This is a genomic window from Nocardiopsis coralliicola (assembly GCF_054779695.1).
Map to the genome: position 1 here is coordinate 1 of NZ_BAAGXT010000007.1, position 14,589 is coordinate 14,589.

Annotated in this window: 16 protein-coding genes; 5 read left to right on the forward strand and 11 right to left on the reverse strand. The window is 69.7% G+C overall.

Annotated features, from left to right (window positions below):
• Positions 1 to 341: 341 nt before the first annotated feature.
• From ACYVGT_RS07550 to ACYVGT_RS07560, 3 genes are all read left to right on the forward strand, one after another.
• Positions 342 to 1,187 carry a helix-turn-helix domain-containing protein gene (locus ACYVGT_RS07550; RefSeq protein WP_460855720.1) on the forward strand — a complete coding sequence of 282 codons (846 nt, stop codon included), beginning with the start codon at positions 342 to 344 and terminating at the stop codon, positions 1,185 to 1,187.
• Between the two features lie 12 nt (positions 1,188 to 1,199).
• Entirely contained in the window at positions 1,200 to 1,394 is a 195-nt protein-coding gene (locus tag ACYVGT_RS07555) for a DUF397 domain-containing protein (protein WP_460855721.1), read from the forward strand.
• 112 nt (positions 1,395 to 1,506) lie between these two features.
• Positions 1,507 to 2,298 carry an SAM-dependent methyltransferase gene (locus ACYVGT_RS07560; protein ID WP_460855722.1) on the forward strand — a complete coding sequence of 264 codons (792 nt, stop codon included), beginning with the start codon at positions 1,507 to 1,509 and terminating at the stop codon, positions 2,296 to 2,298.
• Positions 2,299 to 2,306: 8 nt separating this feature from the next.
• Here the strand turns inward: ACYVGT_RS07560 and ACYVGT_RS07565 are convergent, their stop codons facing one another.
• Both ACYVGT_RS07565 and ACYVGT_RS07570 read right to left on the reverse strand, forming a co-directional pair.
• Complete coding sequence (locus ACYVGT_RS07565) at positions 2,307 to 2,789, reverse strand: hypothetical protein (RefSeq protein WP_460855723.1); 483 nt, start codon at positions 2,787 to 2,789, stop codon at positions 2,307 to 2,309.
• Between the two features lie 629 nt (positions 2,790 to 3,418).
• On the reverse strand, positions 3,419 to 4,210 hold the full coding sequence (locus tag ACYVGT_RS07570) for an SAM-dependent methyltransferase (RefSeq protein ID WP_460855724.1): 792 nt from the start codon (positions 4,208 to 4,210) through the stop codon (positions 3,419 to 3,421).
• Between the two features lie 328 nt (positions 4,211 to 4,538).
• Between ACYVGT_RS07570 and ACYVGT_RS07575 the strand changes: the two genes are divergently transcribed.
• Both ACYVGT_RS07575 and ACYVGT_RS07580 read left to right on the forward strand, forming a co-directional pair.
• Positions 4,539 to 6,080, forward strand: a complete 1,542-nt coding sequence (locus tag ACYVGT_RS07575) for a M28 family peptidase (protein ID WP_460855725.1) — start codon at positions 4,539 to 4,541, stop codon at positions 6,078 to 6,080.
• 627 nt (positions 6,081 to 6,707) lie between these two features.
• Positions 6,708 to 7,316: a cob(I)yrinic acid a,c-diamide adenosyltransferase gene (locus tag ACYVGT_RS07580; RefSeq protein ID WP_460855726.1), complete on the forward strand. Its 609-nt coding sequence runs from the start codon at positions 6,708 to 6,710 to the stop codon at positions 7,314 to 7,316.
• A gap of 71 nt (positions 7,317 to 7,387) precedes the next feature.
• Here ACYVGT_RS07580 and ACYVGT_RS07585 read toward each other — a convergent pair whose 3' ends face one another.
• The 9 genes from ACYVGT_RS07585 to atpE form a co-directional block, all read right to left on the reverse strand.
• Complete coding sequence (locus ACYVGT_RS07585) at positions 7,388 to 7,690, reverse strand: MTH1187 family thiamine-binding protein (RefSeq protein ID WP_460855727.1); 303 nt, start codon at positions 7,688 to 7,690, stop codon at positions 7,388 to 7,390.
• Positions 7,691 to 7,779: 89 nt separating this feature from the next.
• Complete coding sequence (locus ACYVGT_RS07590) at positions 7,780 to 8,253, reverse strand: DUF2550 domain-containing protein (RefSeq protein ID WP_460855847.1); 474 nt, start codon at positions 8,251 to 8,253, stop codon at positions 7,780 to 7,782.
• A 114-nt stretch (positions 8,254 to 8,367) separates the two neighbouring features.
• Positions 8,368 to 8,775, reverse strand: a complete 408-nt coding sequence (locus ACYVGT_RS07595; RefSeq protein WP_460855728.1) for a F0F1 ATP synthase subunit epsilon — start codon at positions 8,773 to 8,775, stop codon at positions 8,368 to 8,370.
• Between the two features lie 103 nt (positions 8,776 to 8,878).
• Complete coding sequence (gene atpD, locus ACYVGT_RS07600; RefSeq protein WP_460855729.1) at positions 8,879 to 10,321, reverse strand: F0F1 ATP synthase subunit beta; 1,443 nt, start codon at positions 10,319 to 10,321, stop codon at positions 8,879 to 8,881.
• 7 nt (positions 10,322 to 10,328) lie between these two features.
• A complete protein-coding gene (locus ACYVGT_RS07605; protein ID WP_460855730.1) occupies positions 10,329 to 11,240 on the reverse strand; it encodes a F0F1 ATP synthase subunit gamma in 912 nt (303 codons plus the stop codon).
• Between the two features lie 3 nt (positions 11,241 to 11,243).
• Positions 11,244 to 12,887, reverse strand: a complete 1,644-nt coding sequence (gene atpA, locus ACYVGT_RS07610; protein ID WP_460855731.1) for a F0F1 ATP synthase subunit alpha — start codon at positions 12,885 to 12,887, stop codon at positions 11,244 to 11,246.
• A 75-nt stretch (positions 12,888 to 12,962) separates the two neighbouring features.
• Complete coding sequence (locus ACYVGT_RS07615) at positions 12,963 to 13,769, reverse strand: F0F1 ATP synthase subunit delta (protein WP_460855732.1); 807 nt, start codon at positions 13,767 to 13,769, stop codon at positions 12,963 to 12,965.
• Positions 13,769 to 14,317, reverse strand: a complete 549-nt coding sequence (atpF, locus tag ACYVGT_RS07620; protein ID WP_460855733.1) for a F0F1 ATP synthase subunit B — start codon at positions 14,315 to 14,317, stop codon at positions 13,769 to 13,771. Before atpF ends, ACYVGT_RS07615 begins: the two co-directional genes overlap by 1 nt.
• Positions 14,318 to 14,359: 42 nt before the next feature.
• A complete protein-coding gene (atpE, locus tag ACYVGT_RS07625; RefSeq protein ID WP_460855734.1) occupies positions 14,360 to 14,572 on the reverse strand; it encodes an ATP synthase F0 subunit C in 213 nt (70 codons plus the stop codon).
• Positions 14,573 to 14,589: the final 17 nt, after the last annotated feature.

Sequence of the window (14,589 nt, forward strand, 5' to 3'; positions counted from 1 at the left end):
GAGAGCCGGCAGAAGTCGGGGTAGTCGGGCACCCAGTAAGACGGCGGGACATAGCCGCGCTTACGGGCCCCGAACCACCGCGGTCCGGGCCTGGGGGCATCAGCAGACATAGAGAACAGCTCCTCAAGTCGAGACCGGTAGGAGACCGGTCACTTCGAGTGATGACTCCACGGTTGCCCGCATCCACTCAAAAATGCAAGACCAACTTTAAAACTAGTGACATCATCACTAGTAGGTCTCCGTTTTCATGGTGGGTGATGAGTGAAATGTCCAGTAACCCAGGTTCGGGCATAGGATCAGATCAACGTCGTTCGAAGGCCTCCTCGCCGCCTAGGAGTCACGTGGCCACCTCGCCTCCGCTGAGCAAGCGCCGGTTGTCCAAGCGGCTCCGTGAGGCGCGCGAGACTGCTGGACTGACTGCCGACCAAGTGGTCGAGAAGACGCGTGAACTCGGCGGAACCCGGTGGTCTGCCTCGAAGATCACGCGGTTGGAGCGTGACGAGTGGCTTCGACCCAAGCTCGACGACGTGGAGATGCTCCTCGACGTCTACGCAATCGAAGGGCTCCAGGAACGCGACACGTACATCCAGCTGGCTAAAGAGGCACGGCAGCGGGGATGGTGGGCCTCCTATGGCGACGTCCTCGGGCAAGCTGCATTGACGGGCTTGGAGCCAGGCGCGTCGCGGATCCGGGACGTGTCACTCACCGTGATTCCCGGACTGCTGCAAACGGGGAGCTACGCACGCTCAGTCGTCCTCGGTTCCGGCGTGACCGATCCGAGCGAGGTTGAGCGCAGAGTAGAGGCGCGCATGCTCCGGCAGCGCATTTTGGCCCTTGAGGCCGAAGGCCCCAAGTACTGGGCGATCATTGATGAAGCAGCCTTGCGCAAGATTCCTGTCGAAGCGCGAGAGCAGCAGATTCGCCATCTCATCGAGGTTCAGCGTCCGCACTTGCGTGTCCAGGTACTGCCTGACTCAGCTGGGCTGCACGCGGCAATCGCGGGCGGTTTCACGCTGCTCGACTTCACGGAGGAAACCGGGCTTGCCTACATCGAGAATGCTTCACACCAGGTGGTGATCGATGATGAGGAAGACGTCGAGGGCTTCGATCTGGCGTACCAGTATGTGAGTGCATCAGCCCTGGGCGTTCAGGAATCAAACGCCTTCCTGCGCGACCTCATCACCTAAGGACCCACCGACATGAAATCCCGGACCCACCTGGAGTTCCGCAAGTCCTCCTACTCTGGCGGACGCACCGAAGGGTGCGTGGAGATCGCCGACTTCGTCGGAGGCTCGGCGGTGCGGGACACCCAGCACCGCCACCTCGGCCACGTCGAGTTCACTTCCGACGAGTGGCACGCCTTCCTCGAAGCCCTCAAGCACGACCAGCTTTAGGCCTCAGCAACGGCCCGGCGATGCGATCGCCGGGCCGTTCGCATGGGTACACCCTCCGCCCACAGCACTATGCTCGAACCTCCCCTCCCCCCCCATTCGGCGTCAGGTGCCCATGAACACCCCACCCTTCATCGACACTTCCCAAGCCCACTCCGCCCGCATCTGGAACTACTGGCTCGGCGGAAAAGACAACTACGCCGCAGACCGCGAAGCCGGCGACCAGATCGTGGCCGTCCTGCCCGAAATCGTCGACATCGCCGTCGCGACCCGCGCCGTCCTGGTCCGCATGATCAGGCACCTGGTCCAGCAGGGCATCGACCAGTTCCTCGACATCGGCACCGGCCTGCCCACCGCCAACAACACCCACGAGGTCGCCCAGCGCACCAACCCCGCCGCCCGAATCGTCTACGTCGACAACGACCCACTGGTCCTCGTCCACGCACGCGCCCTCCTCACCGGCACCGCCGAGGGAGCAACCGACTACATCCACGCCGACCTGCGCGACCCGGCCACGGTCCTGGACAAGGCCGCCGCAACCCTCGACCTCCAGCGGCCGGTCGCCATCACCATGTTCGGGGTCCTGCCGTTCGTCGGCGAGGACACCGAGGCGACGGCGATCATCGACCACCTGCTGGGCGCACTGCCCGCAGGCAGTTACCTGGCCATCGTGCACAGCACGAGCGCCGTCACCGGCGAGGCGATGGAAGAAGCCGTCCGCCGGTGGAACGAGGCCGGATCGGCCGTCTATCACCTGCGTACACCCGCGCGCATAGCCGCACTGTTCGACGGTTTGGAGCTCGTGGAGCCCGGAATCGTCTCCTGCCCGCTGTGGCACCCGGAACCCGCGGAAATCGGCCAGGCTCGCGAAATGGACGAGTACTGCGGGCTCGCGCGCAAGAGGTAGGAACCGGCCTACTCTCGCCGCGCACCCTCCGGCCACACCACGTACACGGGGACACCTCGGCCACGTGCCGCCTCGACCGCGTCACCGGTGCCGCCCTTGCCGCCCGACGGTTTCCCGTCCCAGACGGCCACGAGCCGGTCGATGCTGCCCAGGATTGTCTCGTTCGCGTCCTCGTAGGCGTCCCGCCCGGCGCTCTTGTGCGGCATGTAGCGGACCAGCGTCGAGCGCATCAACAGGCCGTCGAACTGGTCGAGGTTGTCCGGCTTGACCTTTGCCTCGCGGTAGTCGACCGAAGGAAGCACGACTTCGAGCTGACCGCCGGCCTCCAGTACGACCTCGGCAAAGATCTGGTCGGCTCCCCGGGCGAGACACGACAGGCCGACCAGGTCGCCGTCGTTGTACGGCGCGAGCACCTCGGCCAGGGCCTTGCGCACGAGCGGAACGCTGTCGGCCGAGAGGTTCGAGTGACCGGTGATCCCGATCCGTGTCATGCCATCTCCCCAGAGGTCCAGTTCTCAGCCAGCAGGGTATTCGAAAGCCTTTCGCGGACGTCGGCCACCGCGGGGTCACGGTGGACGGCAGAGGCTTCGCGGCACCAGTCGTGCAGGCGCCGACGCACCCGACCGGACCCAAGGTCACCTTCGATGTCCCGCGTGCGCCCTGGTGGGGCTCGGCAGTCGTCGCGTCCGCAAACTGACCTAGAGAAAAAAGGCCACGAACTGCTGGGCACGCACAGATGCCGAAGCGGTGGGACAGAGCGAAAAATACTGTCGGCGAAGCCGTCCTTGTCTTTATGCCGTGAGTCCCGCGCGGCAGAGCGGAGGCACCGCCGCCGAAGCCGCCCCCGCATACTCCTGGCAAAGCCGCCCATTTCCTCCTTGGGAAGGAGGCGGCATCCGACTGGGCGAGGATGCGGGGGGCGGGTGGGGACCGAGAGACTGGAGGGCTGCGGCGCGGCGGACCGCGACGGAGGACGGCCTGACCGTTTCGCCACCGCGGCCGGCGGTGCCGCGCCGGAGCACCGCCGTGGGCCGGGGCGGGCCGCACGGCCCGCCCCGGCCGCCCAGGGCATGTTGGGTGGACAACTGCCCTGCGACAAACGCCACCCACCCGACACGCCCTATCCGCGCACCAGCGTCAGGTAGGCGAACCCCAGCGGCTCGCGGATGCCGCGGATCCGGAAGTGCTGGTGGCGGTCGGCGACCGCGCGCACCTCCGCCGCGTGCGGCGAGCCGGGGTTCGCCAGCAGCCACTCCTCCCACGCCACCGCGTTGCCGTTCTCCATCACGTCCCACTCGTCCACGGTCGCCTCGGACAGCGCCAGCAGCCGGAAACCGCGGCCCAGCGCCGCATCGACGAGGTCGGGAAGCCGCCGGTACTGCTCCCGCGGCAGACCCGCCGACGCCGCCGCGGCCGTCTCCTCCTCCGTCGGCCGGCGCTTCCAGAAGCACTCTCCGAACAGCAGCCGCCCGCCGGCCGGAACCAGTTCGGCCAGCGCGTCCAAGGCGTTGTCGGTGTGGTCGACGACCTCGCCGCCCCACGCGTGCGCCGCGCCGATGTTGACGGTGACGTCCGCGCCGCCCTGCCGCCCGATCTCGGCCGCGCGCTCGGCGGCGTCGCCCACCGACAGCTCGACGCGGTCCGCGAGTCCCCGGCGCCGCGCCTGCTCCCGGCCGTATCCGACCGCCCCGGCATCGGAGTCGACCCCGAATCCGGTGGCGTCCGGCGCCGATTCCAGTGCGCGCAGCAGGAATTCGGCCCACCCGCACCCGACATCGACAATGCGGCGGCCGCCGAGCGGGCCGAGCGAGCGGATCAGCGAGGCGGCGCGCGCATCGGACAGCGGCGCGTTGAAAGAGACGTCGGCGTGCATCGGCCGGATCGGCGGAACAACCGAGGAAAGGGAGGTCATCCGGACACCCTAGGCGCTCCGGTGCCACCGGACCGCCTCTGGAACCCCTGTGCAGCGGGCCCTCCGGGGCTCCACGGAATTCCCGGAAGCGGCCCCGGAGCCCTTCCGAACACCGTTCTGGCGGGCGTGGCGCGAAACAGGAGACCGCGGAGCCGTCTATCGGAACACGGGATTCGGGCGTTTGTTAACCCCTCTGGCTGGATGTGGCAATCCCGTGCGCGCGTTCTTGCCCTGCCACACCTGTGGTGACAGGCTGCCCGTATCTCGCACCATTCTCGCCCGTACCTACACAAATGTCCCGGGCGCCGTGTCCGTAGGAGGACAATCCGTGCGCAGTAACCAGCCTGACCCATCCCCCCGCAGGTCATCCGGGCTCCGGCGCAAGGCAGCAGCCGGCGGCGTCGGACTCGCCACGGCCCTCGCCCTCGGCATCGTCCCCACCGGGGCGGCCGCCGCCGACACGCAGGGCCTCGACGACCTGGTGACGGTCGACGCGGTCCGCACCCACCTGGAGAACTTCCAGACGATCGCGGACGCCAACGGCGGCAACCGGGCCACCGGAACGCCCGGCTACGACGTGGCCGCGAACTACGTGATCGACCAGCTGAAGCAGGCCGGCTATGCGCCGGAGAAGCACACCTACGCGTTCGAGCAGTGGCAGGAGCACTCCGAGGCGGTGTTCGCGCAGACGGCGCCCGAGGAGAAGGAGTACACCGCTGAGGAGGACTTCCTCACGATGACCTACTCCCCCGGCGCCGAAGCCGCGGGCCCGGTCGCGGCCGTGGACACCGGCTCCGAGAGCAGCGGCTGCGAGCCCGAGGACTTCGCCGACGTCCCGGAGGGCGCGATCGCGCTGATGAAGCGCGGCACCTGCGACTTCGGAGTGAAGACGCAGAACGCCGCCGACGCGGGCGCCTCCGCCGCCGTCATCTACAACAGCGGCGCCACCGACGACCCCGAGGACACCGACGTGTTCGCCGGCACCCTCGGCGAGCTCGGCGACATCCCCGCCATCGGCACCAGCCACGCGGTCGGAGCGGAGCTCGCCGAGGCCGAGGGCGCCGAGGTGCAGCTGTCGGTCGATGCGAGCGTCACCGAGGAGGAGTCCTACAACATCATCGCCGACGCCGAAGGCGGCGCCGACGACAACGCGGTGGTGGTCGGCGCCCACCTGGACAGCGTGGCCGACGGCGCCGGCATCAACGACAACGCCAGCGGCTCCGGCGCGCTGCTGGAGACGGCGCTGCAGTTCCCCAACCTGCCGGAGAAGCCGAAGAACAAGGTCCGCTTCGCCTGGTGGGGCACTGAAGAGGAGGGCCTCGTCGGCTCGACGGAGTACGTCGCGTCGCTGAGCGAGGCGGAGCTGGAGGACCTCGGCCTCTACCTCAACTTCGACATGATCGGCTCGCCCAACTACGGCCGGTTCATCTATGACGGCCGCGGCGAGCTGCCCGGCTCGATCCCGCCGCCGTCCGGCTCGGGCGCGGTCCAGAAGCTCTTCGAGGACTACTTCGCCGCCGAGGACCTGGTGGCGGAGCCGACCGAGTTCAACGGCCGCTCCGACTACGAGGCGTTCATGCTGGCCGGCATCCCCTCCGGCGGCCTCTTCAGCGGCGGCGACGGCGTGAAGACCGAAGAGCAGGCCGAATGGTACGGCGGCACCCCGGGCGAGGACTACGACCCGAACTACCACACGGCCGCCGACGACATCGACAACATCAACTGGGACTCCGTGGCGGAGCTCTCCGGCGGAATGGCCTACGCGGTGGACGAGTACTCGGCGTCCACGCTGCCGGTCAACGGCCGGGTGCGCACCCTCGACGAAGCCCCGTCGTCCTTCGAGCGCAAGGGCGACGCCTGGGTGCGGTGACCGTCCCACCGCACCGGTGACGCACTCCCGGCCCCCGGGTGCGTACACGGCAGGGCCCCTGGGCGCACCCCGCGCCCAGGGGCCCTGCTGTTCGCGGCATGGACGCGAACGCGATTGTTCCGGCCCCGCTCCGGGCCCGGCGGAGGGTGCGGGCCCCCCAGCCCCTCGCCCTCCTGCCCGAGCCCCGGCCTCCCGCGCCAGCGCCTCCCCCTCTGCGCCGGACGGGCCGCCCGGGTGGCCCCCGGTTCGCATCCGGGCGCCAGGGCCGCCATGCCGTTGAGGTCTGCCGTGGTGCGGCAGCGGTGCCCTCCAGCACCTCTCCGGGGCCACCGCCGCCGGTTCGCCCTCGGTGGCAGTGCTGTCCGGTCCGCTCCCCGGCCCCGCGCCTCCGCGGATCGCTCCGACCGCCGGACGCGCGGCACCTCGCTACTCACTTACCCTCTGTAAAATGTTCGTGCCCCACAGTACCAGCCGCCCACTTCGGTGGTAACCCGTTGTTGTCCAACAGTTACCCGCTGACGGTTTACACCGTGTGGCCCGGCCACCGGGTTCCCACCGGTCCCGCACCCCCTGTACGCCTCCCCTGCGCCCTCCACCGCACCGCCGGCGCCCCCTAGGGTTGGCCGCATGGCGAAGAAGAGCAACGACACTCCGGTTGTGCTGTCGAAGATCTACACCCGCACCGGCGACGCGGGAAGCACGAACCTCGGCGACATGAGCACGGCGCCAAAGACCGACCTGCGCATTGCCGCCTACGCCGACGTGGAGGAGGCCAACGCGGCCATCGGCACCGCCCTCGCCCTCGGCGAGGTGCCCGACGCGATGCGCGAGCTGCTCGCGCGGGTGCAGAACGAGCTGTTCGACCTCGGCGCGGACCTGTCGACGCCGCTCGCTCCGGACCCGGAGTATCCGCCGCTCCGGGTAGAGCAGGACTACATCGACCGCCTCGAAGCCGCCTGCGACGCCTACAACGCCGACCTGCCGGTGCTGCGCAGCTTCATCCTCCCCGGCGGCACGCCGACAGTGGCGCTGATGCACCAGGCGCGGGTGGTGGCGCGCCGCGCGGAGCGGAGCGCCTGGGCGGCCATCGCCGAGCACGGCACCGGCGATGGCGGCGGGATGAACGTGCTCGCCGTGAAGTACCTCAACCGGCTGTCCGACCTGCTCTTCGTGCTGGGCCGGGTGCTCGGCGCCGACGGCGGCGAGGTGCTGTGGAAGCCGGGCGGCGAGCGCTGACCGCTCCCCCGCACCCGACCGCGTCCGTTCCGCGGGGCCGGCGCAGAGCCGGCCCCGCGGAACGGCCGGAGTCAGTCGTTGGAAAGCGCTCGCTCGACCGCTTCCACCTTGCTGGTCAGGCCGTCGGTGACACCTTCGCGGATGTCGGCCTTGAGCGTGAGTGAGACGCGGGACGCCCCTTCGCCCGCGGCGGCCACGGCCCGCTTCACGACGTCCATCACCTCGTCCCACTCGCCTTCGACGCTGGTGAACATGGCATCGGTGCTGTTCGGCAGCCCGCTTTCGCGGACGACCCGGACGGCGCGCGCAACGGCCGGCGCCACCGACTCGCCCTCACCCAGCGGGCTGACAGAGAATGCGACGATCGTGCTCATGCGGCCCAGCCTAGGCGCCGCCTCCCGGGCTCGTCATCCCCACGCGCACGCGCAGCCCCATCTGCCTCGGCACGGCGGGGCAGCGGCCGCTACTGCTCCCAGGGGGTCCCCGGGGGCGCCGACTCCACCCAGGACAGGAATCCGGTGAGTGCGGCGGGCCCCATCGCGAGCTCGAAGGACGGCTCCGCGGGATCCGACCCGTCCGGGGCCGACCACCCGACCGCGACCACGTGCAGCTCGGGGGTGAGCTCTTCGAGGTCGCCGGGGTCGGGACGGCGCCGCCCCACAACGACAAGACCGCGGCGCGGCAGCGCTGCTGCCGGCCGCGGCCAGAGAGAGAAGACCCGCCACCACACCAGACACGTGGTCCCGTAGCGGCCGAGCCCGATGCGCCAGGGCGGCGTGCGCTCGCCGCCGCAGGGGCGCAGATAGCACTCGACGGCGCCGCCCCGCCGCTCCAGCAGGTGCCGCCGGAGCGCTATCCCGGCCATGCTGGCCAGCGCGAGGGCAAGCAGCAGGAGGAACGCCCACTCGGCGAGTCGCAGAAGCGTCTGCCCGGACAGCTCGTCCTCCCTGGTTCCCTGCTCCTCAGCGGTGCAGCCGCCGCCCGCCCGATGGCGGGCGCCGGCTGCGCGGTCTCCGCGCCGGCGGTGCGGCCGGCCCGGTGGCCCGCGGGCTCAGCCCTCGGCCGCGCCCGCGGCCGTAAGGCGGCTGCGCGCACGCTCGGCGCGCGCCTTGGCCTCGTCGTCCTCGGCGGTCGCGGTGCCCTCGGCCTCAGCCAGGGCCCGCTTCGCCCGCGCGACGTCGATGTCCTCGGCCAGCTCGGCGATCTCAGCGAGGATCGACACGCGGTTGTCGTCGGAGACGGAGATGAATCCGCCGTGCGCCGCCGCCCGGACCTCGCCGTTCTCACGGCCGCCGGCGACCCGCACCACCGCACCGGGCGCGAGCAGCGCCAGCACCGGGGTGTGCCCGGGCTGGATGCCGATCTCGCCCTCGACGGTCTTGGCGATGACCATGTCGCCCTCGCCCGCCCACAGCTCGCGCTCGGGGGAGACGATCTCGACGAACAGCTTCTTCGACACTGCCACCAACTCCTCTGATCGAGGGCGGCTCCGCGGCCGGCGGTGCGGGCGATGCGCAGATCCGGAAGACCTCCGCCGCCCGCGGCCGCCGGCCGTGGAACGCCTAGCCCTGCAGCGTCTTCGCCTTCTCGACGACCATGTCGATGTTGCCGACGTCGAGGAACGCCTGCTCGGGCAGGTGGTCGTACTCGCCGTCGCACAGCGCCTTGAAGGAGGAGATGGTCTCCTCCAGCGGCACGAACACGCCCGGGTTGCCGGTGAACTTCTCGGCGACGAACATGTTCTGCGACAGGAACCGCTCGATGCGGCGCGCCCGCTGGACGATGATCTTGTCCTCTTCGGACAGCTCGTCCATACCGAGGATGGCGATCTGGTCCTGCAGGTCGTTGTTGCGCTGCAGGATCTCCTTGACGCGCTGGGCCACCTGGTAGTGCTCGTCGCCCACGTACTGCGGGTCGAGGATGCGCGAGGTGGAGGCCAGCGGGTCGACCGCCGGGTAGATGCCCTTCTGCGAGATCGGGCGGGAGAGCTCGGTCGTCGCGTCCAGGTGGGCGAAGGTGGTGGCCGGCGCCGGGTCGGTGTAGTCGTCCGCGGGCACGTAGATCGCCTGCATCGAGGTGATCGAGTGGCCGCGGGTCGAGGTGATCCGCTCCTGCAGCTGGCCCATCTCGTCCGCCAGGTTCGGCTGGTAGCCCACGGCCGAGGGCATGCGGCCCAGCAGCGTGGAGACTTCCTGGCCGGCCTGGGTGAACCGGAAGATGTTGTCGATGAACAGCAGCACGTCCTGCTTCTGGACGTCGCGGAAGTACTCCGCCATCGTCAGGGCGGACAGCGCCACCCGCAGACGCGTGCCGGGCGGCTCGTCCATCTGGCCGAAGACGAGCGCGGTGTCCGGGAGGACCCCCATCTCGTCCATCTCCAGGAACAGGTCGGTGCCCTCACGGGTGCGCTCGCCGACGCCGGCGAAGACCGACACACCGCCGAAGTTGCGGGCGATGCGGGTGATCATCTCCTGGATGAGCACGGTCTTGCCGACACCCGCGCCGCCGAACAGGCCGATCTTGCCGCCGCGCACGTACGGGGTCAGCAGGTCGATGACCTTGATGCCGGTGACCAGCATCTCCGTCTTCGACTCCAGCTGGTCGAACGGCGGGGCCGAGCGGTGGATCGGCCAGCGCTCGGTGACGCCGAGCTCGGAGCTCTTGACGTCCAGCGACTCGCCCAGGGTGTTGAACACGTGGCCCTTGACGACGTCGCCGACCGGCACGCTGATCGGCTCGCCCGTGTCGCGCACCTCTGCGCCGCGGACCATGCCGTCCTGCGGGGCGAGGCTGACCGTGCGGACCAGGTTGTCCCCCAGGTGCTGGGCGACCTCCAGGGTCACGGTCTTGGTCTCGCCGCCGACGGTGACGTCGGTGTGCAGCGCGTTGTAGATGTCCGGCAGGGAGTCGACGGAGAACTCGACGTCGACGACCGGGCCGGTGACCCGGGCGATGCGCCCGGTGGCCGTGCCCGGCTCGGCGGTCCCTTCAGTGGTCGTGGTCACAGGTCTTTCACTCCCCGCTGGCGCCAGCGAGGGCGTCGGCCCCGCCGACGATCTCGCTGATCTCGTTCGTGATCTCCGCCTGGCGGGCCTGGTTGGCCTGGCGGGTCAGGGTCTTGACAAGGTCCTCGGCGTTGTCGGTGGCCGCCTTCATGGCGTTGCGGCGCGACGCCCACTGGGAGGCCGCCGACTCGAGGAGGGCGAAATAGATCCGGTTCGTCACGTACTGCGGGAGGAGCTGGTCGAGCGCCTCCTCGGCAGACGGCTCGAACTCGTACAGCGGCAGGGCCCCGCCCTGCTGCTGGGCGAGCTCCTCGGCGTCGACCTCCTCGACCTCCAGGGGGAGGGCGCGGTGGGCCGCCGCCGACTGCGTCAGCATCGACACGAACTCGGTGGAGACGATGTGGATCTCGTCCACACCGCCCTCGGCGGTGTCCTGGGTGAACCGCTCCATGAGGGCGGTGCCGATCTCCTTGGCGTGCATGTAGGAGGGGCGCTCAGTGATGCCCTCCCACGTCGCCTCCATGGCCCGCTCGCGGAACTGGTAGTTGGCGACACCCTTGCGGCCGACCATGTAGGTGACGACCTCCTTGCCCTGCTCCTGGAGCAGGGCGCCGAGGGAGTCGGCCTCCTTGATGGCGTTCATGGTGAAGGCGCCGGCGAGGCCCTTGTCGCTGGTGACCACCAGGACCGCAGCCCGGGTCGGGTTCTCCGCCTCAGTGAGCAGCGGGTGGTCGCTGACCCGCCCGGCCACCGCGGAGACCGCCTTGGTGATCTCGCGCGCGTACGGACCGGCAGCCTGGACCGCCCGCTGCGCCTTGGTGATGCGGGTGGTGGCGATGAGCTCCATCGCCCGGGTGATCTTCGCCATCGACTTCGTCGAGCGGATCCTCCGGCGATAGACGCGAAGCTGTGCTCCCATGGGCTACTTCCCGGCGCTCTTGGCGACCTTGATGGTCTCCTGACCGACCTTCTCCTCCTCCAGGGCCTCGGCCTCTTCCTCGGTGCCGAGGATGCTGCCGGAGCTGGTCTGGAAGCTGGACTTGAAGGTGGCGACGGCGTCCTTCAGGGCGCTCTCCGTCTCCGGCTCGAACTTGCCGGACTCGCGGATGTTGGCGAGGACTCCGGCGTGCTCGCGCTGCAGGTAGTCGAGGAAGTCGCCCTCGAAGCGGCGCACGTCCTCCACCGGCACGTCGTCCATCTGGCCCGAGGTGCCGGCCCAGATCGAGACGACCGCCTGCTCACCGGGGAACGGCGAGTACTGGCCCTGCTTGAGCAGCTCCATCAGACGCTGCCCGCGCTCCAGCTGCTGCTTGGAGACGGCGTCCAGGTCGGAGCCGAACGCGGCGAACGCCTCCAGCTCGCGGAACTGCGCCAGGCCCAGCCGGAGCGAGCCGCTGACCTTCTTCATCGCCTTGGTCTGGGCCGCGCCGCCGACGCGGGAGACCGAGATGCCGACGTTGATGGCGGGCCGCTGGCCCTGGTTGAACAGGTCGGACTCGAGGAAGACCTGGCCGTCGGTGATGGAGATGACGTTGGTCGGGATGTACGCCGAGACGTCGCCCGCCTTGGTCTCGATGATCGGCAGACCGGTCATCGAGCCGCCGCCCATCTCGTCGGAGAGCTTGGCGCAGCGCTCCAGGAGCCGGGAGTGCAGGTAGAAGACGTCGCCCGGGTAGGCCTCGCGGCCCGGCGGGCGGCGCAGCAGCAGGGACACGGCGCGGTAGGCCTCAGCCTGCTTGGTCAGGTCGTCGAAGACGATCAGGACATGCTTGCCCTCGTACATCCAGTGCTGGCCGATGGCCGAGCCGGCGTAGGGCGCGATGTACTTGAAGCCCGCGGGGTCGGACGCCGGGGCGGCGACGATGGTGGTGTACTCCATCGCGCCGGCCTCTTCGAGCGCGCCCTTGACGCTGGCGATGGTCGAGCCCTTCTGGCCGACCGCGACGTAGATGCAGCGCACCTGCTTGTCGGGGTCGCCGGACTCCCAGTTCGCCTTCTGGTTGATGATCGTGTCGATGCAGACCGCGGTCTTGCCGGTCTGCCGGTCGCCGATGACCAGCTGGCGCTGGCCGCGGCCGATCGGAGTCATCGAGTCGATGGCCTTGGTGCCGGTCTGCATCGGCTCTTCAACCGGCTGGCGCTGCATGACCGAGGGGGCCCGCAGCTCCAGCTCACGGCGCTCAGTGGTGGCGATCTCGCCCTGGCCGTCGATCGGCCGACCCAGCGAGTCGACGACACGGCCGAGGAAGTTGTCGCCCACCGGCACGGAGAGGACCTGGCCGGTGCGGCGCACCGTCTGGCCCTCCTCGACACCGGTGAATTCGCCGAGAACGATCGCGCCGATCTCGCCGATCTCCAGGTTCAGGGCCAGGCCCAGGGTGCCGTCTTCGAATTCCAGCAGCTCGTTCGCCATCGCCGAGGGAAGGCCGCCGATCCGGGCGGTCCCGTCACCGGCGCTGGTGACGGTTCCAACCTCTTCACGCGCGGCGGCGTCGGGCTCGTACGACTGGACGAAACGCTGCAGCGCGTTCCGGATCTCCTCCGGCCGGATCGTCAGCTCCGCCATCTCAGGTATGTCCTTGCTCTCGTATGGCGCCGTTCACCGGGCGCCGTGCGTTGTGCCTTGCGGTCGTTCGCGGAGTCAGCCGGCCAGGCGGCGGCGGACCTCCGCGAGCCGCCCGGCGACGCTGCCGTCGATGACCTCGTCGCCGACACGGATGGACAGGCCGCCCGCGAGCTCGGGGACGACGTCGATGTTGAGGTGGATCGACCGGCCGTAGACCCGGGAGAGCGCCTGCTTGAGCCGCTCCTGCTGGGCCTCGCTGAGCACCGACGCGGTGCGGACCACGGCGATCGACCGCTGGGCCCGCTCGGCGACCAGGTTCTGGACGTGGTCGAGCCCGGCTTCCAGGCTACGTCCGCGCGGGCGGACGGCGACCTCGGTGACCAGGGTGATCACCGCGGGCTCGGCCTTGCCTTCGAGGAGGGAGCCGACCAGGCCGCGCTTGCGCTCGGCCGGGATGCCCTCCGCGATCAGGGCTGCGCGGAGGTCGGGGTTGGCCGCCACGATCCGCCCGAAGCGGAACAGCTCGTCCTCGACCCGGTCGAGCCCGCGGGCCTCGGCGGAGGCGACCGTCGCGAAGACGGCCATCCGCTCGAGGGCGTCCACGAGGTCGCGGGGGCGGGACCACTTCGCGGCGACCACGTCGCCGGCCACGAGGATCGTGGACGGCGACACCTTCGACTCCAGCAGACCGCCGATCAGCTGTGTCTTCGCCTCGGCGGGGTTGGACTGGTCGGACAGCCACCGGCGGAGCGAGCTCTCCGTGGAGAGCACGCTCACCACCTCGAAGAGCTCGCGCCCGAGGGCGGCGGGCTCAGCCGAGGGCAGGACCTCGTCCAGGCGCCGGGTGACCTCGTCCAGCGAGGTACGGCTGATCCCACGCATCAGCGCACCTCGGCCTGGTTTGCACCGTTGGCGGCGGAGTCCTGCTCCAGCTCGTCCAGGAACCGGTCGATGACGCGGCTCTGCAGGGAGGAGTCGGCCAGGGACTCTCCGACGATGCGCTCGGCAAGGTCGGTGGACAGCGTGCCGATCTCACCGCGGAGCTGGGCGAACGCCTGCTTCCGGTCGGCCTCGATCTGGACGTGCGCCGCCTCGATGATCCGCCGGGCCTCGACCTGCGCCTCTTCCCTCGCCTCAGCGATGATGGCGGCGCGGGTCTCCTTGGCCTTCTCCAGCTCGGCAGCGGAAGCGCGGTGCGCCTCCTCGAGCTTCTCGCGGTACTGCTGGCGAGTCTCCTCCGCCTCCGCCTCGGCCTTCTTCGCACGCTCGATGCCACCCTCGATCTGGTTGGCACGCTCGTCCAGAGCCGAGGTCAGCTTGGGCCACATCTTGTAGACGATGCCCAAGATGATGAGGAAGGCGATGGAGCCGAAGACGAACTCATCCCAGTGGATGCGCAGGATGTTCTCTTCTGCAGCCAATTCGATCATGGCTGGCATCTCCTTCGTCTACGCGTTCGGAACAGGAACGGCTCAGGCCTGGATGAACGCGAGAACGAAGCCGAGGATGGCCAGCGCCTCGACGACCGCGAAGCCGAAGATCATCTGGCCCTGCAGGATGCCGCGGGCCTCAGGCTGGCGGGCGATCGCCTGGACGCCCATGCCGAAGATGAGGCCGACGCCGATGCCGGGGCCGATGGCGGCGAGGCCGTAACCGATGGTGGCGAGGCTACCGGTGATTTCCATTGCGATTCCTCTTAACT